Here is a 24,210-nt window from a genome sequence, read left to right on the forward strand (position 1 = left end):
TCGTCATGAAGCCGAGGACAACGCCATGGCCGCCGTCGCCGACACCACGGTCGCAGAGACCCGCCCAAGGACCCGCAAACCCGGCAGCACTCTTGCTGCTGTCGCCGCCTATCTGCAGGCGCTGCCGCTCTTGCTCATCCTCGGCTTCTTCCTGCTGATCCCGGTGCTGATGATCGTCGTCGTCAGCTTCTGGGATTACGACTTCGCTGCCATGTATCCGGCCTTCCTCACCTCCAATTACACCGACACGCTCGGATCATGGGTGACCTGGAAGACCTATCTCAACACGCTGAAATTCGCCGTCATCGTCTGGGCGATCACCCTGTTCATCGGCTTCTGGGTTGCCTACTTTCTCGCATTCCACATACGGACGACGGCAATGCAGATGGTGTTGTTCCTCGTCTGCACCGTGCCTTTCCTGACCTCGAACATCATCCGCATGATCTCCTGGATCCCGGTGCTCGGCCGCAACGGCCTGGTCAATTCGGCACTGGTCAAGCTCGGCATTGTGCCGCAGCCGATCGAATGGCTGCTCTATTCGGAATTCGCCGTCGTGCTCGCCATGGTGCATCTCAATACGCTGTTCATGGTCACGCCGATCTTCAACACGCTGATGCGCATCGACAAATCGCTGGTCGAGGCGGCCCGCGACGCCGGCGCGTCGAGCTGGCAGATCCTCACCAATGTCATTATCCCGCTTGCCAAGCCCGGCATGGCGATCGGCACGATCTTCGTCGTGACATTGGTGATGGCAGACTTCTCCACCGTGCAGGTGATGTCCGGGGGCCAGAGTGCGTCGGTGGCACTGATGATGAAGAACCAGATGTCGCTGCTGCAATACCCGGCAGCAGCAGCGAATGCCGTGGTTCTCCTGGTGCTCGTGCTCCTGATGGTCGCGGGGATCCTGCGCATCGTCGACATCCGCAAGGAGCTCTGACATGCACCGTGAGAAACGCTCCCGTGAATTTTACATCCTGGCCGTCTTTTTCGCGCTCTTCGTGCTCTTCCTCTACGGCCCTTTGTCGGCGATCCTGATCCTGTCTTTCCAAGGGCTGGATGGCGGGCTGACCTTCCCGCTCAACGGCGTGTCGCTGCACTGGTTCGCCAACCTGTTCGAAAAGCAGGCGGTGGGCGATTTCGGGGGCTCGTTCGAGCGGTCGCTGATCCTCGGCCTGATGGTCATGGTGGTCAATGTCGTGGTGTCGCTACTGGCCGGTCTCGCCTTTCGGCGCAGGTTCCTCGGTGCGACGCCGCTGTTCTATCTCGCCATTGCCAGCCTCGTCGTGCCGTCGATCATCATTTCGCTCGGCATCGGCGTTCTCTTCCAGCAATTGGGCATCGAGCCCTCGTGGTATACGTCGGCCTTCGGCGCGCATCTCACCTGGACACTGCCGTTCGGCGTGCTGATCATGTTTGCGGTGTTCAACCGGTTCTCGCCGGCCTATGAGGAAGCGGCGCGCGACCTCGGCGCGACGTCCTGGCAGACGTTCCGATATGTGCTTCTGCCGATGATCGCGCCGAGCCTGGTCGGTGTCGGCCTGTTCGGCTTCACGCTCTCCTATGACGAGTTCGCCCGCACGCTGATGACATCGGGGACCTATAATACGCTGCCGCTCGAAATCTACGGCATGACCACCAATGTCACGACGCCGGTGCTCTATGCGCTCGGCACTGTGACGACGGTTTTCTCCTTCCTCGTTATCGGCGGCACGTTGGGCACCATCGTCTACCTCAATCGGGCGCGGGCGCGCGGATGAGCGAAGTCAGGCGAACGAAACTGCTGGTCGTCAATCCCAATACGACCGCAAGCATGACCGCGACGATTGCCGACGCTGCCGAACGGGTCAAAGGGCCGCTGACGGATGTGACCGTCGTCACCTCGTCCATGGGACCGGTGTCCATCGAGGGTTATTATGACGAGGCTTTCGCGGTGCCGGGCCTGCTGATCGAACTGGCAAAGGGCGAACGGGCGGGAGCGGATGCTGCGATCATCGCCTGCTTCGACGATACGGGCCTCGATGCGGCGCGGGCGCTGGTCGATATGCCGGTGATCGGGATCTGCGAGGCGGCAATTGCCGCAACAGCGTTCATTGCCCAGCGTTTCACAGTGGTGACGACGATGGAGCGCTCGCGCCAGCCACTCGAACATCTCGTGCAACGCTATGGCATGGCGCATCGCTGCAATGTGCGGGCGGCCGATATTCCGGTCCTGTCGCTCGAAGACCCCCGTTCGAACGCCAAGCCGCGCCTGCGCGAGGAGATCGCTTCTGCACTGAAACAGGATCGTGCCGAAGCGATCGTACTTGGCTGCGCCGGCATGGCGGATCTCGTCGAGGATTTGCGGGCAGAGTTCGGCGTGCCGGTCATCGATGGCGTTGCAGCCGCGGTCAAGCAGGCCGAGATGCTGGTGGCGCTCGGGCTGAAGACATCCAAGCGCGGCGCCTATGCGAGGCCGATCGACAAGCCCTATCTTGGGCTGCTGGAAGACTTCGCACCCGACAGGATGGCTGGTCGCTCTCACGGGTTATGATCCAGCTGCCAGGCGCGCCTCGGTCGTTCGCTTCAGGCGGGACCGGTGATCGCATCGTCGTGCGATATTCGCAACGCGCATAAAGCAAAATCTCGATTTCGTTTTCCGCTGACCGGATTGGCAGACAACTGGCGCTGAGCCTTCGGGCGCCGGCACGTTGGTGCGTCCAAACGTGAGAAAACCTTTTCTCACTTGACATCCATCGTGAGAAAAGGTTTTCTCTCGCCAATCGAGGAGAAAAGAGCTGAAGGTCGAGGGAGGAAAAAGAGGGCGTACCACGATCCACGATGTCGCTCGCGTGGCCGGCGTAAGCATTTCGACGGCATCGAAGGCATTGAACGATACGGGGCGTATGTCGGTGGAGACCCGGGCGCGGGTCAAGCGGCTGGCGATCGAGATCGGGTTCCGGCCGAATGCCCTGGCGCGCGGGCTGCTCAGCAAACGTAGTTTTACCATCGGTTTGCTGACCAACGACACCTATGGCCGTTTTACCCTGCCTGTGATGGCGGGGATTTCGGAGGCCTTGGTGGATCATGGCGTCTCGGTTTTCCTCTGCGCCATCGAGGATGATCCGACGCTCGCCCAGATCCATGTCGATGCGATGCTGGAGAAGCAGGTCGATGGCATCATTGCGACGGGAAAGCGTCTCGATCGGCGCCTGCCTGTGGACCTGTCGCACCTGCCGGTGCCGGTGGTCTACGCCTTTACCGAAGGCACGCCCGGCAGCGTCACTTTCCGCTCGGACGATGCGCAGGGTGCGCGGCTGGCGGTGGAATGGCTTGGGAAGATCGGGCGTTTGAGGTTGGCCCATATCACCGGGCCGAAGGATTTCTTTTCGGTCCGCGAGCGGGCGCATGCCTTTCATGCCGTCGCGGGCGAAGACGAGCCGGTGCTGTACGGCCCCTGGTCTGAGACCTGGGGGCATCAGGCGGTTGCGGAGCTCTGGGGTCGTGAGGATGCCGAGCGGCCGGACGGGATTTTCTGCGGCAACGATCAGATTGCCCGCGGTGTGATCGATGCGTTGCGCGAGCGTGGCATCAAGGTGCCGGAGGACGTCTCGGTTGTCGGTTTCGACAATTGGGAGATTGTTGCGGCCCAGACGCGGCCGCCGTTGACGACGGTGGACATGGGGCTGCGCGAACTCGGGCGGCAGGCGGGCGTCACCGTGCTGGCGCTCGCTGAAGGAAAGCCCGTCGAGCCGGGCGTGAGGAAATTGCCGTGCCGGCTGGTGGTACGGCAGTCATGTGGGGGTGAAAACCCCGGACAATGAGGATCGGCGCGGAGGAAAAGCGCCATTTTGGGAGGAATGACATGCTGAAAAGATTGCTGGCCGCCACGGCCATCGCGACACTTGCCTTTGCCTCGGCGGCGTCCGCCGGCGAAAAGATCGAGATGTGGGTCCGTTCCGGTATCGGCGACTCCTTCAAGAAGGTGGTCGAGGCCTATAATAAGAGCCACGAGAACCAGGTGGAAGCCACCGAAGTGCCGTTCTCGGAGCTGGTGCAGAAATACGCGACCGCGATCGCCGGCGGCCAGGCCCCCGACGCGCTCTCCATGGACCTGATCTACACGCCGGCTTTTGCCTCGGCAGGCCAACTCGAGGACCTGACGGATTGGGCCAAGAGCTTGCCCTATTTCAGTTCTTTGTCGCCGTCGCATGTCAAGCTCGGCACCTATGACGGCAAGATCTATGGCCTGCCGCTTTCGGTCGAGACCTCGGTCTTCGCCTGGAACAAGGACCTCTACAAGAAGGCTGGCCTTGACCCGGAAAAAGCGCCAAAGACCTGGGACGAGATCGAAGCCAATGCCGAAAAGATCCGCAAGCTGGGTGACGACACCTATGGCTTCTACTTCTCCGGCGGCGGCTGCGGCGGCTGCATGATCTTCACCTTCACCCCGCTCACCTGGGGCGCCGGCGCCGATATCCTGTCGGCCGACAGCAAGAAGGCGACGCTCGACACGCCGCAAATGCGCAAGGCGGTCAGCATCTATCGCGACATGGTCAAGAAGGACCTGGTGCCGCCGGGTGCCGCAAGTGATACGGGTGCCAACTTCCTCTCCTTCACCAATGGCAAGATCGGCCAGCAGAGCCTCGGTGCCTTCGCCATCGGCACGCTCGTCACGCAATATCCGAATATCCATTTCGGCGTGACGCTGATCCCGGGCGTCGACGGCAATCCCTCGTCCTTCGCCGGCGGCGACAATTTCGTCGTCACCAAGGGCACGAAGAAGATCGCCGCGGTCAAGGAATTCCTCGAATATATCTATTCGATGGACGGCCAGAAGGTGATGGCGAAATATGGCAGCCTGCCGACCCGCGGCGATATCGCCCAGGACGTGCTCAAAGGCCTCGATCCGCGCCTGCAGGTGGGTATCGATGCGATCAAGGTCGCCAAGACCCCCTATACGCTGCAGTTCAATGACCTGATCAACAGCGCCAACGGCCCTTGGGCGTCGTTCACCAATGCGGCCATCTTCGGCAACGATGTCGATGGGGCCTTCTCCACTGCGCAGTCGGAAATGCAGTCGATCATCGACAATGCGCAGTGAGTATTAAGACATCTGATTTCGAGGCCCGGCGGTGCTTGGGCCTCGAAATTGACAGTAGGGCAATCGCTTGCGGCAAGGCCCTCTCTGGCCTGCCGGCCATCTCCCCCACAAGGGGGGAGAAGACTTGTGGCACGCTCTCTGCCTCAATCGAGGTATGAGGGTGCGGCAGGTCAAATCCCTCCCCTTGTGGGGAGGGGTCTTCGTGCCACACGCGGTAGCCCAGGATTTGACGGCGAGCCTTGGCCGGGAGGCTCTGGAGGCGGTGCCTCCACCTCCCGGCCTTTTTTCTGAACTTTGGAGTGCATCCATGGCCGTCATCGGTCAACAACAGGTCATCGCCCAACCGGTCGTCCGGGTAAGGCGCCGGCGGCGGACGTCGAACTGGCGGGGCATGCTCTATGTCGCCCCGGCCATGGCGCTGGTGATCCTGTTCTTCGTCGTCCCGGTGATTTTCACCGGCTGGATGAGCCTGCATAAATGGCCGCTCATGGGCACGCCCGCCTGGTCCGGCCTCAAGAACTACACCCGCATGCTGACGGATGCGCGGTTTCTCACCTCGCTCAAATTCACCGCTTACTACACGGTGATCGTCACCATCGCGATTTTCGCCGTTGCCTTTCCGTTGGCAATCTTCGTCGAGAAGCAGCGCAAACTGGTGAGTGCCTATCGCACCATCATCTTCCTGCCGGTCGTGGTTGGGCTGGCGACGGCATCGTTGCTCTGGGTCTGGCTCGTCAATGTCGATGCCGGCTTCTTCGGTCCGGCACTGCGCGACATGGGCGTGGTCGATAAGAGCCCGAACCTGCTCGCCTCGTTTGGCACCGCCTTCTACACGATCATCGTCATGGTCGTCTGGAAGATCGCCGGCTTCACCATGATCATCCTGCTCACCGGCCTGCAGGCCATTCCATCCGAGCTGACGGAGGCGGCACGCATCGACGGTGCCGGGCGCTGGCAGCGCTTCCGTTACCTGACGCTGCCGCTCATGCGGCGAACGATCGCGCTGGCGCTGATCATCTCGATCACCGGCTCGATCCTTGCCTTCGACCAATTCTACATCATGACATCAGGCGGACCGCAGAACCAGATGATATCAGTGGTTTACTACATCTTCATCCAGTCCTTCATCTCGTTCAATCTCGGCTATGGCGCGGCTCTGTCGATCGCGCTGCTGATCATCCTCGTCATCATCAGCATTGCCCAGCTCTGGCTGTTGCGCATCGGGGAGGACAAGCCATGAGCACGACACGGCAAATCGCCCGGGCGCGAAAGGCGTTCTGGGATGGCGTCACCTATCACGGCATCGGCCTGATCGTCGTCATCTTCTTCTTTGCGCCGTTTGCGATCACGTTTCTCTCATCCTTCAAGCATGGCTCAGAGGCGATGCTGCCGCCCTTGCCGCCATGGCCGACAGGCGGCTTCAGCATCGACACCTATCAGGTGCTCGACACGTTCGGCGCCGGCGTCTGGACGCATACGCTCAATTCTTTCACCGTCTCCATTGCCACGGCGGTGCTGACGGTGGCTGTCAGCCTGCTCGCCGGCTACGGCTTCTCACGCTATCGCTTTCCGCTGAAGAACGTGATGTTCGTGCTGATCATCGCCACGCTGATGATCCCGTTCCAGTCGATCCTGACGCCGCTGTTCATCATCCTGGCGCGGATGGGGCTCAACAATTCGCTGTTCGGGCTGACGCTCGTCTATGTGACGCTGCAATTGCCGTTCTCGGTGTTCATGATGCGCAATGCCTTCGACGCTGTGCCGAAGGAGATAGAGGAGGCCGCGCGCATCGATGGCGCCCGCGATCTGAGGCTGCTCGTGCGCGTGCTCTTCCCGCTCGTGCTGCCGGGCGTGGCGACGGTGGCGATCTTCGCCTTCCTCAATGCCTGGAACGAATTCCTGGCGGCGCTGATACTGCTCTCCTCGGCCGACAAATTCACGCTGCCCGTGCTGATGATGGGCGTGCGCGCTGGCCGTCTCGGGGCCATCAATTGGGGCGCGGTACAGGCCGGAGTGGTGGTGATGACCATACCCTGCCTGATCGTCTTCCTGCTTCTGCAACGCTATTACATGCGCGGGCTGATGGCCGGCGCGGTGAAATAATCCCCCTTCAGAATGGATAGAGACATGACCAAGAGGAAAGACCGCCAGTTCCGTCCCTTGCCCGTACCGGGCGTTACGCTTGGCGGCCTGTTCGGCGAGCGCCAGGACGCCATCTGCAACTCGACCGCCGAGACGCTGCTTGATCGCTGCGTTGAAGCTGGCATGCTGCGCGCCATCGATGTCAGTCAGCCGAGCCCGGGCATCGTCATCCCGATCAGCCCCTGGGGCGGCTCGACCCAGATGTTCTGGGACAGCGACCTCGGCAAGTCGATCGAGACGGTTGCCTATTCGCTTTATCGCCGGGCCAATCCGGAGCTCGAAGCGCGCGTCGATGCGATCATCGACATGTATGAGAAGCTGCAGGACAAGGACGGCTATATCAATGCCTGGTTCCAGCGCGTCCAGCCCGACCGCCGCTGGACCAATCTGCGCGACCACCATGAACTCTATTGCGCCGGCCATCTGATCGAGGGCGCGGTTGCTTATTACCAGGCGACCGGCAAGAAGAAGCTGCTCGACATCATGTGCCGCTTTGCCGACTATATGATCAAGATGTTCGGCCATGGTCCGGGGCAGATGCCGGGCTATTGCGGCCACGAAGAGGTCGAACTGGCGCTGGTCAAGCTTGCCCGCGTGACCGGCGAGCAGAAATATCTCGACCTGTCGAAATTCTTCATCGACGAGCGCGGCACCGAACCGCATTTCTTCACCGAGGAAGCGATCCGCGACGGCCGCGACCCGGCTGATTTCCACCAGAAGACCTATCAATATGGCCAGGCGCATGAGCCGGTGCGTGACCAGCGCAAGGTCGTCGGCCACGCCGTGCGCGCCATGTATCTCTATTCGGGCATGGCCGACATCGCCACGGAATACAATGACGACAGCCTGACTTCGGCGCTCGAAGGGCTCTGGGACGACCTGATCACCAAGCAGATGTATGTCACCGGCGGCATTGGGCCGGCGGCGTCCAACGAAGGTTTCACCGATTATTACGACCTGCCCAACGAAAGCGCCTATGCCGAGACCTGCGCCTCGGTCGGCCTGGTGTTCTGGGCCAACCGCATGCTCGGCCGCGGCCCGGACCGCCGCTATGCCGATATCATGGAACAGGCGCTCTATAATGGCGCGATGAGCGGCCTGTCGCTCGACGGCAAGACCTTCTTCTACGAAAATCCGCTCGAAAGCGCCGGCAAGCATCATCGCTGGGTCTGGCACAATTGCCCCTGCTGCCCGCCCAATATCGCCAGGCTGCTGACCTCGATCGGCTCCTACATGTATGCGGTTGCCGACGATGAGATCGCCGTGCACCTCTATGGTGAGAGCTCGGCAAAATTCGAATGCGCAGGCACCAATGTCGAGCTCAAGCAGCAGACCAACTATCCCTGGCAGAGCGCGGTGCATTTCGACGTTTCGACCGACAAGACCGCGCGCTTCGCGATTTCGCTGCGCGTCCCGGAATGGGCGCATGGCGCGTCGCTTGCGGTCAATGGCGAGAGCCTCGACCTCGCTTCGCTCACCGTCGACGGCTATGCCCGCATCGAGCGCGAGTGGAAGAGTGGCGACGCCGTGGATCTGAACATCCCGCTGGAAGCCCGTGCGCTCTGGGCCAATCCCCTGGTCCGGCAGGACGCCGGCCGCAAGGCGCTGATGCGCGGCCCTCTTGTCTATTGCGTCGAGGCGACCGACAATGGCGCAGGGCTGAACGGCATCGAACTCGGCGCGCTCGGGCCGGCGAAGGAAAGCACCATCGCCGCGCTCAACGGTGCGGTGGCGCTCGACCTGCCGGTCAAGCGGGCGAGGGCGGATTGGGGCAGCGACCTCTACCGCACGGCGCCGCCCGAGGCACAGGATGCGACGGCGCGGTTCGTGCCCTATCATCTCTGGGACAATCGCGCGCCCGGCGAGATGCTGGTCTGGATCAGGAGCGGGAAATAGCATGGCCGGTACCGGCGTCGTATTGAGCGGCATCCGCAAGACGTTCGGCGGATTGCAGGTCATCCATGGCATCGATCTGCGCATCGACGAAGGCTCCTTCGTCGTCTTCGTCGGCCCGTCGGGCTGCGGCAAGTCGACATTGCTCAGGATGATCGCGGGCCTCGAAGAGGTCACCGATGGCGAGATCCAGATCAAGGGCAGGGACGTCACCGATCTCGACCCTTCCGACCGCGGCATTGCCATGGTGTTTCAGTCCTATGCGCTCTACCCGCATATGAGCGTGCGCGAAAACCTTGCTTTCGGGCTGAAGATGGCGAACACGCCGGTGTCAGAGATCGACACGCGGGTGAAAGCGGCCGCGGCGATCCTCAAGATCGAGCATCTGATGGACCGCCGGCCCGGCCAGCTCTCGGGCGGCCAGCGCCAGCGTGTCGCCATCGGTCGCGCCATTGTCCGCAAGCCGGATGTCTTCCTGTTTGACGAGCCACTGTCGAACCTCGATGCCGAGCTGCGCGTCTCGATGCGGATCGAGATCGCGCGGCTGCATCGCGAACTCGGCAACACGATGATCTACGTCACCCACGACCAGACCGAAGCGATGACGCTGGCCGACAAGATCGTCGTGCTGCGTGACGGCCGCAAAGAGCAGGAGGGGAAACCGCGCGAGCTTTATGAAAATCCCGCCAACATCTTCGTCGCCGGCTTCATCGGCTCACCGCGGATGAACCTGCTCGACGCGACCTGGGCCGGGAACGGCACGATTAAAGTCGCTGGCAACGAGATCGGCGCGGCAGTCGCCGGCCATGGTCTGACGAACGGCCAGAAGATCACCTTCGGAGTGCGGCCGGAGCATTTGCGTGTCTCCGAGCATCACGAGGGCGCGCTCAGTGCGACGGTCGATTTCGCCGAATATCTCGGTGGGACGCAGTTCCTGTATTGCCAGCTCGAAGATGGTCAGCCGCTAACGGTCGAATATCGTGGCTCCGCTGATATCGAGGCTGGGAGCAAGCTGTCGTTTACGAGTGATCCCGGGCACCAGCGGCTGTTCAATGCCGAGGGGCTGCGGCTTTACGATTGATAGGTGGGCTCTGCCAATTCTGTTTTGGCAAGACATCAGGGGGTGGCCGCACCTCTTCAATCTTTTTGTGGTGCGGTCATCCATGCCTGCGCCACGATCCCGTCCGGATATGTCTCGAACAATCCTTATGTTCAACCGCGATGCGGGCGCAGATGATAGGTCAACGCCATCGACAACATGAATTCGAGCGCTGCTTTGTCGACCTCGCTGTCGACCGGCAGCAGCACAGCGCGTGTTCCTTCAAATCGAAAATCATTCCCGAACCGCTTGCGGAATTCATCCACCAGCGTCGTGCGGCAGATGAAATACACCGCCGCATGATCTGGCGATTGTCGCGGCCAACCGAGCCGGATGGTGCTGCCGCTGCCGGTCGCTTCCGTCAGATAGGCCGGCTCTCCCCATCTCAGCGCTTCGGAGATCGCGCCGATGCGCCGATCGTCGCTGGCAATGCCGAAAATCAGCGCGCGAATTTCAGCGAGCCGATGCCGCACCTCTGGCGGAAAGGCGTCGAATGCGGCTTGCACATTCTCCGGCATCGGCTGCATCTCACGCCTCTCTAATCAAATGGTCTCGAGTGGCAGGAAGATATCGGTGCGCAGATCCGGCGGCGCGGTGTCGGCCGGGCTGTTGAGATATTCTTCCAGCATCGGTCCATTGGCGGCCTCATGGCCTGACGCCGGCAACCAGACGCCCATCAGCCAGCGATAGGCATCGCGCATATCGGCATAGGGGCCTCTGTAGGAGAGCTTGGCGAAGGCACCTCCTTTGGTATCGACCGGCTCCAGCCCCGACGGCAGGACAATGCCGTCGGCCACTGCGATGCAGGCCGCCGAGCGCAGATCGTCGACGTCGATGGCGTCGGGATCATCATAGTAAACACCGATCATCTGCGACTGGAGCGTGACCAACCCGGCCGGAACAGCGGTGGCGAAGAGCCGTTCGAAGGCGCGGCTGATCGCCATGTAGCTGCCGCGGTGCGGCACCGAGGCGCAATGCATCGCCGGCAGCGTCACGATCTCGACCGGAAAGCCGGTGGCGTCGCTCGTTCGGTTGGCGGCCTTGAACAGCGCATGGCTGCCGCCCTCGCGATAGGCGCCCGGGGTCATGCCATAGGATTGCTTGAAGGCCCGCCCGAAAGCCTCCGCCGTCGTGTAACCGGCGCGTCGGGCGATCTCGCCGATATGAGTATCGGAATTGGCGAGCCGGTCGGCAGCACGGCTGAGCCTCAGCCGGCGGACAGTTGCGGCAACGGTCTCGCCCTGCATGGCCGTATAGACCCGATGCCAGTGCCAGCGCGACATGGCCGCGACATCGGCCAACAGGTCGAGATTGAGCTCGTCCTCGATATGGTCGTGGAGATAGTCCACCACGCGACCGATGCGGGCGGCATAGCTGTGCCTGATGTCGTTCGTCTTCATGAGCATTTGTCGTCTCCCTTTCGATGAAAGGCAACATGGCATGGAGGCGGCTGACAGATATTGCTGAGTTTGAGGTCGCTCAAAACCTGCTGGGATCGATGTGCTGCATTACGATGAGGCGATCTCCAGCCACGGCCAGCGAGAAACATATTCCTGGCACTTGCGGATGAATCTGTCCGGCTGGGCATTGAGCGGGTTCATTCTGAGAATGCCGTCCCACATGTCGTCAAGTGTGTCGGGGGCGTAGAGACAGCCGCTTTCGACTTTCAAACCGATGCGGGTGCATGAGATCAGATAGCGATCGATGCCATCTTCCACGTCAACCAGCCTTGGGCAGGGTCTGCCAAAAGTCTCCGAATACCAAAGATGGACACGTGCCTGGTTCTTGATATCCAGATTTCCGGCAACATCGTCGAAAGCATCCCTCACTCTGCGGATGACCGCGTCTTCGGCTTCCCATGAAAGGTCACTGTCGTCGAAGTAAAATACATCGTAGTCCTTGATGCCGTGCCGAGGGTCATTGCCGCTCTTCAAATTCCACAACGTTTGAAAGAGGCACCCCGCCGTCAACGCACACTGGGGAAGGCGTAGGCTTGGAAGCACGCTCAGGAGCCTGTCGTTGATGGGGTTTTCCCTGACACAAGACACAAATTGCTTTGCCGTGATAGACACCGCTCTCTTCTGCGCAATTCGATTCCGTCGCCGGATCATCGCATGGCAAGTGCAAAACACAAGCCGAGAGCGCTGCCCCTCAAAGCAGATGATGGGACGGCGCGGGTCTGATGGAGGTTCTCCCAAAACACAATACCCCGCGACCGTTTCCAGCCGCAGGGCACTGGGGAGAGCTCTTGATCCGGTTTACAGGTTGCTCAGCAACTCGTTGACGCGGGTTTCCATATCGGCAAGCGCGGCACCGACATCCTTCTGGCCGGTTTCGGCGGCGTTCATTTCTTCGCCGACGATGTCCTGGATGGCGAACCGGCGCAGGACGGCGGACGGCAGCGGGCGGCCGAGAGCGGCAAGCGGCAGCAGCGTATTGCGATGCGGCAGGGCCTTGAACTTGTCGGAGTTGAGCACAGCCTTGTAAGCCGGCAGATGGCCGGTGCGCGACCAATCGAAGTCGTTGTCGGCGAAGAATTTCAGGTACTTGCCGATCGCGGCGATCTGTTCCGGCGTGCGGTCCTTTTGCGACACCGCCCAGGTGTGGCCATCGGCATATTGTGCCTTTTGGCCCGGGAAGAGCTGCGGGAACGGATAGACGGCATAACCGCCGGCATTCAGCGCCGTGCCCGGCTTTTCCGAGGCTGCATTGTAATCGCCGATCACCCAGGTGCCGTTCAGATGAACGCCGCCTTCACCAGCCAGGAAGGCATTGATGCCTGTGCCATAGTCGAGATTGGGGGTGATATCGCCGTTCGTATAGAGCGTGCGGAACATTTCGACGACCTTCTTGGCCTCCGGCGCGTTCAGCTTGACATGCTTGGGATCGGCGAAGAAATCGGAATTCTGCTGGAAGAGATAGCTGTAGAGGTTCCAGGCCAGGTTTGCGGTTTCGTTGGCTGTCGGCTGGATGAAATAGGGCTTGCCGGTCTTCTCCTTGAACTGCTTGGCCTGGGCCAGCAGTTCATCGACGCTCGTCGGCAGCTTTGGCGTACCATCCGCATTGACGAGATCGGCCTTCTTGAACAGGCCCATATTGATGTGGAACAAGAGGCTCCAGGTGTCGATCGGCAGGCCGTAAATCTTGCCGTCTTCCTTGGTAACGCCGTTCTTGGCGGCATCGGTGAAGCTGTCCGGCGTGACGCCGACCGACTTCAGGACATCGTCGAGCGGCATCAGCAGGCCTTTCGACTGATAATCCGACAGCACGGATTCATGGATGGTGACGATGTCGGGCGCGTCGCCGGAGGCGAATTGCGCGGTCAACTGGTCATAGCCCGGCCATTCGACCGTCGTCACCGACACATGCACATCCGGATTGTCGGCGTTGAACTTGTTGATCAGCGACGTCATGATGCCGCATTCGCCGACGGCCTTGCTGACATCGGTGTTCTTGCCCCATTCGGCATCGCAGGCGCCGAAGAAGCGCTGCACGGTCAATTCGACCGGCGCCGCGAGGGCTGAGGTGGCGCTCAGGAGCGCTGCAGCGGAAACGGCCGCCCTCACCAGGTTTGCTATCTTAAATGCCATATGCTTTCCTCCTTGAAGCGCCCTCCGGCGCGTTTAGATATTCCCCTCGGGTCACCTTCCCGTGCTCCTCGACACGGTCTGAAGGCGGCCAAGTCCTACTTCACCGCAGCCCCCGAGACGGCCGTGACGATGTATTTCTGGAAAAACAGGTAGACGATCAGGATTGGTGCGCCGGCAAACACGGCCTGGGACATCAGGAAACCGACGCCCTCCGACTGCGCGAAATTGCTCTGCGTCGAGGCGATACCCACGGTCAGCGTGAACATCTCCTTCTTGGTGGCTGAGATCAGCGGCCAGAAATAGTCGTTCCACGCGCCGAGGAAGGTGAAGATGCCCAGCGTCGCCTGCGCCGGCACGGTGAGCGGCAAGAGCACCTTCCAGAAGATACGGAACCGGCTTGCATTGTCGAGCATGGCCGCCTCGTCGAGTTCGCGTGGGATGGCGCGGAAATATTGCGTCATCAGGAAGACGCCGAAGGCGTTCGACAGGCCTGGCAGGATCAGGCCCTGGTAGGTGTTGTGGAACTTCAGCCAGCTGAAGATCTGGTGGCGGGAGACCAGCACGGCCTGTTCCGGCACGGCGAGCCCGAGCAGCACGATGATGAACAGGATGTCGCGCCCAGGAAAATTCAGCCGGGCGAAGCCGTAGCCGGCCAACGACGAGAGAACGAGGGTGAAGAGCGTCAGTCCGCCGGCGACGATGATGCTGTTGAGCACCCAGCGGAAGACCGAGGACGTCAGGACCGTGTTGATGTAATTGACGACCGTATAGGGCGCGCGGAACACCGAGGTTGGATCGACCATCAGTTCGTGGTTATCCTTGAACGACAGCGCCACGACGAACAGCACCGGCGCCACCATGAGAATGGCGAGCAGGACCACGAGGCCGAAGATCACGCGGTCGCCGAAGGCCCGACCCTTGATGGAAACGGATGCGCTCATCACTGTTCTCCCTTGCGGCGATTGACGAAATACTGCGCCATGGCGGCAATCAGGATCAGGATGAACAGGATTTCCGAGGCGGCGGCACCAAGGCCGAGATCCCAGCGGCGGAAGGCCGTGTCATAGATATAGAGCACGATCGGCTTGGTCAGGTTGTTGGGTCCGCCGCGCGTCATCAGCCAAGGCTGGCCGAACAACTGGAACTGCAGCACGATCTGGATGATGATCACCAGCACGAAGGTGCGCTTGATCGAGGGCAGGGTGATCGAGCGCAGCGTCTGCCAGCGATTGGCATTGTCGAGTGCTGCGGCCTCGTAGATATCCTGCGGAATCTGTTGCAGCGCCGAGAGAAACAGCATCATCGGCAGGCCGATGCACCACCAGATGGTCGCGATGGCAATGCCGATCATTGCCAGGTTGGGATCGGAAATGAAGGCTGGCGCCTTGGCGCCGAAGGCGCTGTAGAGGATCGCGAGCAGACCGAAATCGGGAATATAGACGATGCGCCAGATCAGCGTGACGATGGTGACGGAGAGAACCGAGGACGAAAAGAAGATGGTGCGCATCACAGCCGCGGAACGTGTCCGCTGATTGAGCGCCAGCGCCAGGAACAGGCCGATCACCGCCAGCAGCGGCACGGTCAACAGCACGAAATAGAAGGTGTTCCAGATCGATTGCAGGAAGACCCTGTCATTGAAAAGGCGGATATAGTTGCCGAAACCGACGAACTTGCCGGTGGCGAAGGTGTCGGCCTTATGGAAGCTCAGCCAGATTCCCCAGAACAGCGGAAAGACCAGCAGCGTCGCGAAGAAGAACAGATAGGGTGCGACGAAGGCAAAATGCTTCCAGTCGGCGGCATTGATATCGGCGCTCGGTGCGCGCGCGACGGTGGCCGACGGGCTCCCGGAAAGTGCGATCTCGTTAGCCATCGCCAAGCTCCCGTCCATGCCAGGCAAGGCCGGCGGCGTTGAAGAGATGTGCCTTGGCGCCGTCGAATGTCAGCGCGATCGCATCCCCGACCTTCAGGCGGCTGTTGCCGGTGTCATTGGCGACCACGACCTGCCCGTCCTTCAACCGCGTATAGACCAGCGTGCGTTCGCCGAGCCGCTCGAGCACGTCGATCACGCCATCGGCATGGCCCTGACCCGCTGGAGCGACCAGGATCGCTTCGGAACGAATGCCAAGCGTATAATCACCCGCCGGCAGCGTGCCCCAGCCGATGGCGGTCTGGATCGTCGTGGCGTCGCCCAGCGTCGCAACGGCATCCTTGCCGGCGTCGCCGGAGAGTTTCGCGGTGATGAAATTCATTTGCGGCGAGCCGACGAAGCCTGCGACAAAGCGCGTCGCCGGCCGCTCGTAAATTTCCATCGGTGAGCCGATCTGCTCGATCTTCTTGTTGTTCATCACCACGATGCGGTCGGCGAGCGTCATCGCCTCGATCTGGTCGTGGGTGACGAAGATCATCGTCGACTTCAGCCGCTGGTGCAGTTGCGCCAGCTCGATGCGGGTGCGGGTTCTGAGTGCGGCGTCGAGATTGGAGAGCGGCTCGTCGAACAGGAAGGCTTTCGGCTCCTTGACGATGGCGCGGCCGATGGCGACGCGCTGGCGCTGGCCGCCCGACAGCTGGCCGGGCTTGCGCTCGAGCAGGTGCTCGATTTCCAGCATGCGGCTTGCCTCGGCGATGCGGCCGTCGATGACGGATCTCTCCGTGGCGATGTTCTGCAGGCCGAAACCGAGATTGTCGCGCACGGTCATATGCGGATAGAGCGCATAGGACTGGAAGACCATGGCGATGTCGCGCTTGCCTGGCGGCAGATGGTCGATGCGCGAACCGTTTATGCGGATCTCGCCGCTGTCGACCGGTTCCAGGCCCGCGATCATCCTCAGCAGTGTCGATTTCCCGCAGCCCGACGGGCCGAGGAAGACGATGAATTCATGAGCCCTGATCGAGAGTGACAAGTCCTCGAGCACCGTCAGCGCCCCGAACTGCTTCTTCACATGGCTGATATCGATTTCGGCCGTCACGTCTTCATTCCTCCCCGGCTTCGTCCTTGCACTGTCCGCGTTCAAACTTTGAGGCGGACCATCTGGTAGGAATAAGGCGGCAGCGACAGGCTGAGCCTGCCGTCCTTCACCGCAGCGCCGGAGCCGGGTTTCGGCACCACATTGTTGGGATTCTCGGCCGAGTTGGTGGCGCGCAGATCCGTATGCGTCATCACCTGGTGATCGGCGATGCTGGCGCCGCCGAACCCTTCGAGCGCGAGATCGACATCGATCGCTTCGCTCGCATGCCGGTTGACGGCGAAGAAGGTGACATGGCCGGTCGCCTCGTCATAGGTGCCGGCAACATCGACATAGGCGACATCGCCCGCCACGTCGGACTTGTAGGTCGGGCTTTCGACGCGCAGGTCGAGCGCCTTGCCGCGGCCGTAGAGCGAGGCGAACAGGAACGGATAAAAGGTCGTCTGCCGCCAGGCCGGGCCATCCGGCACGGTCATGATCGGCGCGATGACATTGACCAGCTGCGCCAGGCAGGCGATCTTCACCACATTGGCGCGGCGGATGAAGGTATTGAGGATCAGGCCGACCTGCAGCACGTCCTCGAAATTGTAGATGTCTTCGAGAAGCGGCGGCGCCGACGGCCAGCCGTCATTGCCTTCAAGGATTTTGCGGTCCTGCTCTTTGGAATGGTACCAGACATTCCATTCGTCAAAGGAAATGTAGACCTGCTTGGTCGAGCGCTTCTTGGCCTTGATGTAGTCGATCACGCCGGCGACCGACATGATATAGTCGTCGAGCTTCTCGCTCACCGCCAGATAATTGGCGGTGTCGTGCGCCTCGTTTTCGAAATACATGTGCAGCGAGATATAATCGACCTCGTTATAGGTATGGTCGAGCACGGTCGCTTCCCATTCGGGATAGGTCGGCATCTTGGCGTTGGACGAGCCGCAGACCACGAGTTCCAGCGATTTGTCGAAGGCGCGTAGCGCCTTGGCGGTTTCGTGCGCAAGCCGGCCATATTCGTCGGCGGTCTTGTGGCCGATCTGCCAGGGGCCGTCCATCTCGTTGCCAAGGCACCAGAGCTTGACGTCGAAGGGCTCCCTGCGGCCGTTCTTGATGCGCAGGTCGCTCCAGCGGCTGCCGCCGGGATGGTTGACATATTCGAGGAAGTTGCGGGCCTCGTCGAGGCCGCGCGAGCCGAGATTGAAGGCGAGCATCATGTCGGTATTGGCGGAGGTGCACCAGTCGGCGAATTCGTGGATGCCGACCTGGTTGCTGTCGGATGTGTGCCAGGCGAGGTCGAGGCGGGTGGGGCGCTGTTCCTTGGGGCCGATGCCGTCTTCCCAATTGTAGGCGGAGACGAAGTTGCCGCCGGGATAACGGACGATTGGAACGTTGAGCTCCTTGACGAGATCGATCACGTCCTGCCGCATGCCGTTCTCGTYGGCGCTGGCATGGCCCGGCTCGTAGATGCCGGTATAGACCGCGCGACCGAGATGCTCGATAAAGGATCCGTAGAGCCTTGGGTCGATATTCGAGACAACATAGCGCGCATGCGCCGTCACGGCTGCCTTCATGCATTCCTCCCGTTAATATCAGAAATGATGATTTAAATCATCTTTCCCGGTATTAATGGCGATCGGCGCTGGCTTCGTCAAGCACGAATAGCCAAAAGTATGATAATTAAATGCGAAAACGTTGGAAATCTGCGAAACTCATTGAAATCGTTGGAATATTTTTTTTCATCTCATTTTCTGATATCAGCCGGTTCTGATTCTCAGCACGATATCCTGATCGTAATTGCGAAGCCGCCGCCGAAAATGTTGATGCCTCCGGGATGCTTCGCATCGTCCTTGACGCGGATGCGCACGCGGATCGAATGGCGCGATTTGAGATCGAGTTCCTCGATCTCATTGGTGCGCGCCTTGCGATATTCGCTCTTGAAGACGACCAGCACTTCTTCCGCCGTGGGATAGCAGACCTTCTGGCTGCCCTTCATCGCCTTCCGCGTCTCGGTCCTGATCAGTCCGGCTTCCTCCAGCATCTGCAAATTGGTCGAGACGGTCGACTGCGGCAGCGACAGTTCCGCGGCGATGTCGTTGACATTCATCGGCCCCCTTGCCATGCAGGAGTTTCAACATCGACACGCGGACGGAGGAGGCCAATCTCTTGAGGACAGCCATGCCTTCCTCAGGTTCTATCACCAGAAAATTGCGATTCACCAGGGCGAGGTTTCTTTGAATTCGTATCCGAATTCAATCTCTATATCGAAATATCTGATTTATTCAATGTCGAAAGAAGTATTCCTGGCAATCGCCTAAAACCGACCGGGAGCGAAGGGCGAGAGGTTGATTGCCGGCTCCTGGTTTGAAATCAGCTGGGAAACCAAAAATCCCGTCAGCGCCGAAAGCGTCAGGCCGAGATGGCCGTGGCCGAATGCGTAGGTCATGCGCGGTGTGTGCGGGGATTTTCCGATCACGGGCAGCGAATCCGGCATCGAGGGGCGAAAGCCGAGCCATTCGTCCGTGGCCTCTACAGCCACAGGAAGCAATTTCTTCACGCCGTCCCGGATCACGTCCGTCCGCTTCGGATTCAACGGGGCCGACAGGCCGCCGAGCTCCACCGTGCCGGCGGCACGCAGCCCGTCGGCCATCGGTACCATGTAGAATCCATGTTCGGGATAGCAGACGGGGCGGCCGAGCAGATGGCCGGATCGGGGAAACAGCACGTGATAGCCGCGCTCGGTGTCGAGAAGCACGTCGTCGCCCGCCATGCGCACCAGTTTTCGCGAATGTGCCCCAGCGGCCACGACGACGTGATCGGCGTGCAAAGTTTCGCCATCGGCTTTCAGGCTGATGCCGTCTTGCCGTGTTTCAATGGCCGTGACATCGGCGCTCACGAAGGTTGCGCCAGCCTGCGAAAGCGTTTTGGCGAGGGCGAAGGCGAGCTGCTTTGGGCTGGAGATGGTGTAGGCGTCGCTAAACAACACGCCCTTGTGGTAGAGCGGTGCGAGGTTCGGTTCGATCTCTCTGATTGCCCCCGCATCAAGCCGATCGAAAACGACGCCCTTGCGCTCGCGCAGCCGGTTTTCCGCTTCGGCTGCCTGGAACTGCGCTTCGGTTTTGTAGAGATAGAGGCAGCCATTGTGCTGTTGCAGATGCGTGGCACCCGCTTGCTTCATCAGCGGCTGCCAGGCGGCATCGGCATGCGACAGCAGCGTTGAGAGCACGCCGGCGATCCGCTCGACCTCCGCCTTGCTGCTCGCCGCAAGGAAGGCCCTGAGCCAGGGCGCCAGATGCGGCAGGTAGCGCCAGACGATGGCGAGCGGGCCAAGCGGATTGAGGAGCATTCCGGGCACCCGCCTGGCGACGCCCGGACTGGCGACGGGAACCACGCCATGCGGCGCGAAGGTGCAGGCATTGCCATAGGAGCAGGCCTGCCGGTAGGAGGCATTTCCCACGGGCGGCTCGCGATCGATGATGGTCACGCTGTGTCCGGCTCTCCGCAGCCAGAGTGCGGAGCAGAGCCCGACAAATCCGGCGCCGACGACGAGGACGGTCCGGCGCTCGCTTGCGGGCAGTTGCGGGAGATCCGGCAGCGGGCTTGTCATCGGCTAGACCAGTCCCGTCAAGGCGCGCGGACGATCGTTGAGCGTGGCGACGATGATGCGCAGGGCTCTTGCGAGTTCATCGCGCGATGAGGCGCAGCCGACATTGACGCGCACGGCGTGCTCCACCGGCTGGCGATCACAGGCAAAGGCCGTGGCGGGCATGACGGCGACGCCATGGGCCTTGAGATTGGCGGTGAAATCCGCGCATCGCCAGGGGGCGGGGAGTTTCAGCCACAGGAACATGCAGCGCGGGTCCGCCGAGAAGGAATGACCGGCAAGGATGGTCGCCACGATGGCATGCCGAGCGCGCAGTTCGGCGAGCTGCGCCTTGAGGATGGCTTCCGCGGTCCCGTCCTCCAGCCAGCGCGTTGCCAGGAGAAGCGGGATCGGCGAGGGCATCCAGGCTGTCGTGCGCACGGCTTCCGCCGACAGGATCGCCCGGCCGGGAGGGCAGGTGAGATAGCCGACCCGGAGACCGGGCGCGAGCGCTTTGGAGAGCGCCGATATGTGGTAGGTGCGTGACGGCGCCAATGTGATCAGCGGGCTGCCGCGCGTCCCCAGCATCGGCCCGTAAACATCGTCTTCGATGATGATGAGATCGTGGCGTTCGGCCACTTCCACCAGGTCTCGCCTGCGGGCTTCGCTCATCGTCACTACGGTCGGATTGTGCATCGAGGGCACGGTGAAGACGGCCCGGACCTTTTCGCGGCCGCAAACTTGGTCGAGTTCGATGGCGGACATGCCCTCGGCATCGCTGCCGATGCCGATGATGCGAAACCGGAACATCTGCGCCAGCGCGATCAGGCCATAGTAAGTGAGCCGGTCGCAGACGATCGTATCGCCCGGCTCGATGAAGCTGCAGATGACAGCGAGCAGCGCATGCTGGGCGCCACTGGTGACCACGATATCGTCCTCGGACGGATCAAAGCCGTTGAGCGAAATCCATTTGCGTGCCGCCAGGCGCGCCCAGGCCGGCCCTTCCGGCGGCTGATATTCCTGCATCTGCCGAAACCGTGGATCGGCCGAAAGCGCCGGCAGGGATTGCGCCAGCCGCTGCTGGAAGTCGTCGACGGCGGGACGGTTGACCGTCAGGTCGATCACGCCTGCCGGCGTCAAGGCGCGGTCGACGCGCGGCATGGCGCCTTCGCCGGTGACGATCGTTCCCCGCCGCGTGCTGCCGGTCACCAGATTGAGGTTCTGCAGCTCGCGATAGGCGCGCGTGATGGTCGAGACATTGAGATTGCGCTCCTTCGCCAGGTCGCGCTGCGGCGGCAGCTGGCTGCCCGGCGGCAATGCGCCGGAGCGGATCTTCGCCTCCAATTCCTCCGCCAGTTCAAGATAAGCCGGAATGCGGGTTCCTTGTCCCCTATTTGTGTGGTTCGTGTTAGTTTCTTCAGGCATACAATTCCCACAAACAGCTTTCGTGTAGCCAGGTGGAGCGCTCCACGAAATCCCCCAATGTCAGTTGTTCGTCGTGCTTAACATGGATTTCCACATTTTTCGAGCAGTTTGAAACATCTCATACAAAATTTTTTGTATGGCTTGACAAAATAGAAATGACCGAGACAATATCAGGCAGCATCGAGACAAAGAGGCAGGGACCCGGCGATGCAAGGAGGATTTCATGAGCGATCGCTTTATCGCCTTCGAGGGCGTGCGCAAATCCTATGACGGCGAAAACTTCGTCGTCAGGGGGCTGGATCTCGATGTCGCCAAGGGCGAGTTTCTGACGCTGCTCGGTCCATCCGGATCGGGCAAGACCACCACGCTGATGATGCTGGCGGGGTTTGAGACGCCGACCGACGGCACGATCATGCTCGATCGCAACCGGATCGACAGTGTCCCGCCGCATCGCCGCAATATCGGCGTGGTGTTCCAGAACTATGCGCTGTTTCCGCATATGACCGTCGGCGAGAATGTCGCTTTTCCGCTGAAAATGCGCCGCCTTGGCAAGGCCGAGATCGACAAGCGCGTCCGCCGGGCGTTGGACATGGTTCGGATGGGCAATTTCGAGGCCCGCCGGCCAAACCAGTTGTCGGGAGGACAGCAGCAGCGCATCGCCCTTGCCCGCGCTCTGGTGTTCGAGCCGCAGCTCGTGCTGATGGACGAGCCGCTCGGCGCCCTTGATAAGCAGTTGCGCGAGCACATGCAGATCGAGATCAAGCATCTGCATGCCCGTCTTGGCATCAATGTCGTCTATGTCACGCATGACCAGAGCGAGGCGCTGACCATGTCGGATCGCGTCGGCGTGTTCAACGACGGCATCCTGCAGCAGATCGCGGCTCCCGATGCGCTCTACGAAATGCCGGCCAATCCGTTCGTCGCCACCTTCATCGGCGAAAACAATGCCATTGCCGGCGAGGTCGTGGCGCTGGAGTCCGGGCATTGCCGGATCCGCACAAGTGACGGATCGATCATCGTGGCCGGCGCGGGCGAGGGGCTGAAGGAGGGTGCGCGGGCCACGCTTGTGCTGCGTCCGGAGCGCATCCTGCTGTCGCCACCGCAGGACGTTGCCAACCGGTTTACCGCCACGCTCAAGGAAATCATCTACCACGGCGATCACGTCAGGATGCGGCTCGCCGCCTGCGGCAGCGACGATGTCGTCGTCAAGATCGCTGCATCCCAGGGCGTTGCCGTCAATGCCGGGGCCAATGTCACGATCGGCTGGAGCCCAGAGCACTGCCGGGCGCTCGCGCCCTCCTGAACCAGATCCATTTCCAGAGACGCAACAAAGAAGGGGAACCACCATGATGCGTTTTTCTACGATGCTTCTTTCCTCCGCCCTCGCGCTTGCAGTGACCGGAACTGCATTTGCCGGGGATACGCTGACGGTCACCTCCTGGGGTGGCGCCTATACCAAGAGCCAGGAGGAAGCTTTTTTCAAGCCGTTCATGGCCAAGACCGGCACCAAGATCCTTCAGGATGAATGGGATGGTTCAACGGCAAAACTGAAAGGCATGGTCGACACCAAGCAGGTGACATGGGATGTCGTCGACGTCGAACCGAGCCATGCATTGCAGGGCTGCGACGAAGGTTGGCTCGAGACGATCGACTATTCGAAACTCGGCGGCAAGGGTGCCTTCGTCGACGGCGCGGCCATGGATTGTGCCGTGGCGACGATCGTCTTCGGCACGGTCTATGCCTATGACGCCGACAAGTTTCCGAACGGCGGACCGAAGACCATGGCCGACCTGTTCGACACGAAAAAATTGCCCGGGCCGCGCGCGCTGCGCAAGTCGCCGAAGACGACGCTGGAATTTGCCCTGATCGCCGACGGCGTCAAGCCGGCCGATGTCTACAAGGTGCTCGGTACGCCGGAAGGCGTCGACCGTGCCTTCAAGAAGCTCGACACGATCAAGAAAGACGTGAAGGTCTGGTGGACGGCAGGCGCCCAGCCGCCGCAACTGCTCGCCGATGGCGAAGTGGTGATGACCACGGCCTGGAATGGCCGCATCTACGATGCCGTCAAGAACAACGGCAAGCATTTCAAGATCGTATGGGACGGCCAGGGCATGGACTTCAACCTCTGGGCCGAACCCAAGGGATCGAAGAACAAGGATCTGGCCGACAAGTTCATCGCCTTCACCGTCGATCCCGATGTGATGTCGCAGCAGTCGAAATACATTTCCTACGGTCCGACGCTCAAGGCCGCGATTGCCAAGGTGCCGAAGGACATCCTGGCCGACCTGCCGACCTCGCCGGAAAACAGCAAGAATGCCTTCGTCGTTTCCTCGGAATTCTGGGCCGACCATGACGAGGAACTGACCGAACGCTTCAACAAGTGGCTGGCACAATAAGCTCCCAAGGGTGGACGGGGTTATCCCTGGCTCCGTCCGCCTCTTTTACCAGGCAGG

Annotated in this window: 22 protein-coding genes; 11 read left to right on the plus strand and 11 right to left on the minus strand. The window is 61.1% G+C overall.

The annotated features are described in order from the left end of the window. The first annotated feature begins 25 nt into the window (after positions 1 to 25). From AC1DYF_RS21385 to AC1DYF_RS21425, 9 genes are all read left to right on the plus strand, one after another. Positions 26 to 937, plus strand: a complete 912-nt coding sequence (locus AC1DYF_RS21385; protein ID WP_477878778.1) for an ABC transporter permease — start codon at positions 26 to 28, stop codon at positions 935 to 937. A 1-nt stretch (position 938) separates the two neighbouring features. Then, positions 939 to 1,757, plus strand: a complete 819-nt coding sequence (locus AC1DYF_RS21390) for an ABC transporter permease (RefSeq protein ID WP_477878779.1) — start codon at positions 939 to 941, stop codon at positions 1,755 to 1,757. Then, entirely contained in the window at positions 1,754 to 2,530 is a 777-nt protein-coding gene (locus tag AC1DYF_RS21395; protein WP_477878780.1) for an aspartate/glutamate racemase family protein, read from the plus strand. The genes AC1DYF_RS21390 and AC1DYF_RS21395 overlap by 4 nt, the downstream gene beginning before the upstream one ends. Before the next feature lie 244 nt (positions 2,531 to 2,774). Then, a complete protein-coding gene (locus AC1DYF_RS21400) occupies positions 2,775 to 3,800 on the plus strand; it encodes a LacI family DNA-binding transcriptional regulator (protein WP_477878830.1) in 1,026 nt (341 codons plus the stop codon). Between the two features lie 41 nt (positions 3,801 to 3,841). Continuing rightward, positions 3,842 to 5,080 (plus strand): ABC transporter substrate-binding protein, encoded by a 1,239-nt coding sequence (locus AC1DYF_RS21405; protein ID WP_477878781.1) that lies wholly within the window; start codon positions 3,842 to 3,844, stop codon positions 5,078 to 5,080. A 307-nt stretch (positions 5,081 to 5,387) separates the two neighbouring features. Next, positions 5,388 to 6,320, plus strand: coding sequence for a carbohydrate ABC transporter permease (locus AC1DYF_RS21410; RefSeq protein WP_477878782.1), 933 nt, complete (start codon positions 5,388 to 5,390; stop codon positions 6,318 to 6,320). Next, complete coding sequence (locus AC1DYF_RS21415; RefSeq protein ID WP_477878783.1) at positions 6,317 to 7,183, plus strand: carbohydrate ABC transporter permease; 867 nt, start codon at positions 6,317 to 6,319, stop codon at positions 7,181 to 7,183. Before AC1DYF_RS21410 ends, AC1DYF_RS21415 begins: the two co-directional genes overlap by 4 nt. 24 nt (positions 7,184 to 7,207) lie before the next feature. Beyond that, positions 7,208 to 9,118, plus strand: coding sequence for a glycoside hydrolase family 127 protein (locus AC1DYF_RS21420; protein ID WP_477878784.1), 1,911 nt, complete (start codon positions 7,208 to 7,210; stop codon positions 9,116 to 9,118). A 1-nt stretch (position 9,119) separates the two neighbouring features. Beyond that, positions 9,120 to 10,196, plus strand: a complete 1,077-nt coding sequence (locus AC1DYF_RS21425) for an ABC transporter ATP-binding protein (RefSeq protein ID WP_477878785.1) — start codon at positions 9,120 to 9,122, stop codon at positions 10,194 to 10,196. A gap of 131 nt (positions 10,197 to 10,327) precedes the next feature. Here the strand turns inward: AC1DYF_RS21425 and AC1DYF_RS21430 are convergent, their stop codons facing one another. The 11 genes from AC1DYF_RS21430 to AC1DYF_RS21480 all read right to left on the minus strand — a co-directional run bounded on the left by AC1DYF_RS21430 (position 10,328) and on the right by AC1DYF_RS21480 (position 21,757). Further along, positions 10,328 to 10,741, minus strand: coding sequence for a DUF1801 domain-containing protein (locus tag AC1DYF_RS21430; protein WP_477878786.1), 414 nt, complete (start codon positions 10,739 to 10,741; stop codon positions 10,328 to 10,330). Between the two features lie 15 nt (positions 10,742 to 10,756). Further along, complete coding sequence (locus AC1DYF_RS21435) at positions 10,757 to 11,620, minus strand: AraC family transcriptional regulator (protein WP_477878787.1); 864 nt, start codon at positions 11,618 to 11,620, stop codon at positions 10,757 to 10,759. 102 nt (positions 11,621 to 11,722) lie between these two features. Continuing rightward, a complete protein-coding gene (locus tag AC1DYF_RS21440; RefSeq protein ID WP_477878788.1) occupies positions 11,723 to 12,286 on the minus strand; it encodes a nucleotidyltransferase family protein in 564 nt (187 codons plus the stop codon). A 186-nt stretch (positions 12,287 to 12,472) separates the two neighbouring features. After that, positions 12,473 to 13,804, minus strand: coding sequence for an extracellular solute-binding protein (locus AC1DYF_RS21445; RefSeq protein ID WP_477878789.1), 1,332 nt, complete (start codon positions 13,802 to 13,804; stop codon positions 12,473 to 12,475). Positions 13,805 to 13,899: 95 nt separating this feature from the next. Further along, a complete protein-coding gene (locus tag AC1DYF_RS21450) occupies positions 13,900 to 14,745 on the minus strand; it encodes a carbohydrate ABC transporter permease (protein ID WP_477878790.1) in 846 nt (281 codons plus the stop codon). Continuing rightward, positions 14,745 to 15,674, minus strand: a complete 930-nt coding sequence (locus AC1DYF_RS21455; RefSeq protein ID WP_477878791.1) for a carbohydrate ABC transporter permease — start codon at positions 15,672 to 15,674, stop codon at positions 14,745 to 14,747. Before AC1DYF_RS21455 ends, AC1DYF_RS21450 begins: the two co-directional genes overlap by 1 nt. Beyond that, the gene (locus AC1DYF_RS21460; RefSeq protein WP_477878792.1) at positions 15,667 to 16,770 is read right to left on the minus strand and encodes an ABC transporter ATP-binding protein; all 1,104 of its coding nucleotides are present in this window, start codon (positions 16,768 to 16,770) and stop codon (positions 15,667 to 15,669) included. Before AC1DYF_RS21460 ends, AC1DYF_RS21455 begins: the two co-directional genes overlap by 8 nt. A 41-nt stretch (positions 16,771 to 16,811) precedes the next feature. Then, the gene (gene arfA, locus AC1DYF_RS21465) at positions 16,812 to 18,323 is read right to left on the minus strand and encodes an arabinosylfuranosidase ArfA (protein WP_477878793.1); all 1,512 of its coding nucleotides are present in this window, start codon (positions 18,321 to 18,323) and stop codon (positions 16,812 to 16,814) included. Positions 18,324 to 18,523: 200 nt separating this feature from the next. Next, positions 18,524 to 18,856 carry an ArsR/SmtB family transcription factor gene (locus AC1DYF_RS21470; protein ID WP_477878794.1) on the minus strand — a complete coding sequence of 111 codons (333 nt, stop codon included), beginning with the start codon at positions 18,854 to 18,856 and terminating at the stop codon, positions 18,524 to 18,526. 207 nt (positions 18,857 to 19,063) lie between these two features. Further along, a complete protein-coding gene (locus AC1DYF_RS21475) occupies positions 19,064 to 20,356 on the minus strand; it encodes an NAD(P)/FAD-dependent oxidoreductase (protein WP_477878795.1) in 1,293 nt (430 codons plus the stop codon). Positions 20,357 to 20,359: 3 nt separating this feature from the next. Then, the gene (locus tag AC1DYF_RS21480) at positions 20,360 to 21,757 is read right to left on the minus strand and encodes an aminotransferase-like domain-containing protein (protein ID WP_477878796.1); all 1,398 of its coding nucleotides are present in this window, start codon (positions 21,755 to 21,757) and stop codon (positions 20,360 to 20,362) included. Between the two features lie 223 nt (positions 21,758 to 21,980). Here AC1DYF_RS21480 and AC1DYF_RS21485 point away from each other — a divergent pair, with 223 nt between their 5' ends. Both AC1DYF_RS21485 and AC1DYF_RS21490 read left to right on the plus strand, forming a co-directional pair. After that, positions 21,981 to 23,060, plus strand: coding sequence for an ABC transporter ATP-binding protein (locus tag AC1DYF_RS21485; RefSeq protein ID WP_477878797.1), 1,080 nt, complete (start codon positions 21,981 to 21,983; stop codon positions 23,058 to 23,060). A 43-nt stretch (positions 23,061 to 23,103) separates the two neighbouring features. Next, entirely contained in the window at positions 23,104 to 24,153 is a 1,050-nt protein-coding gene (locus AC1DYF_RS21490) for an ABC transporter substrate-binding protein (RefSeq protein ID WP_477878798.1), read from the plus strand. The last annotated feature ends 57 nt before the right edge of the window (positions 24,154 to 24,210 follow it).

The organism is Rhizobium sp. P2_G9 (assembly GCF_056403475.1).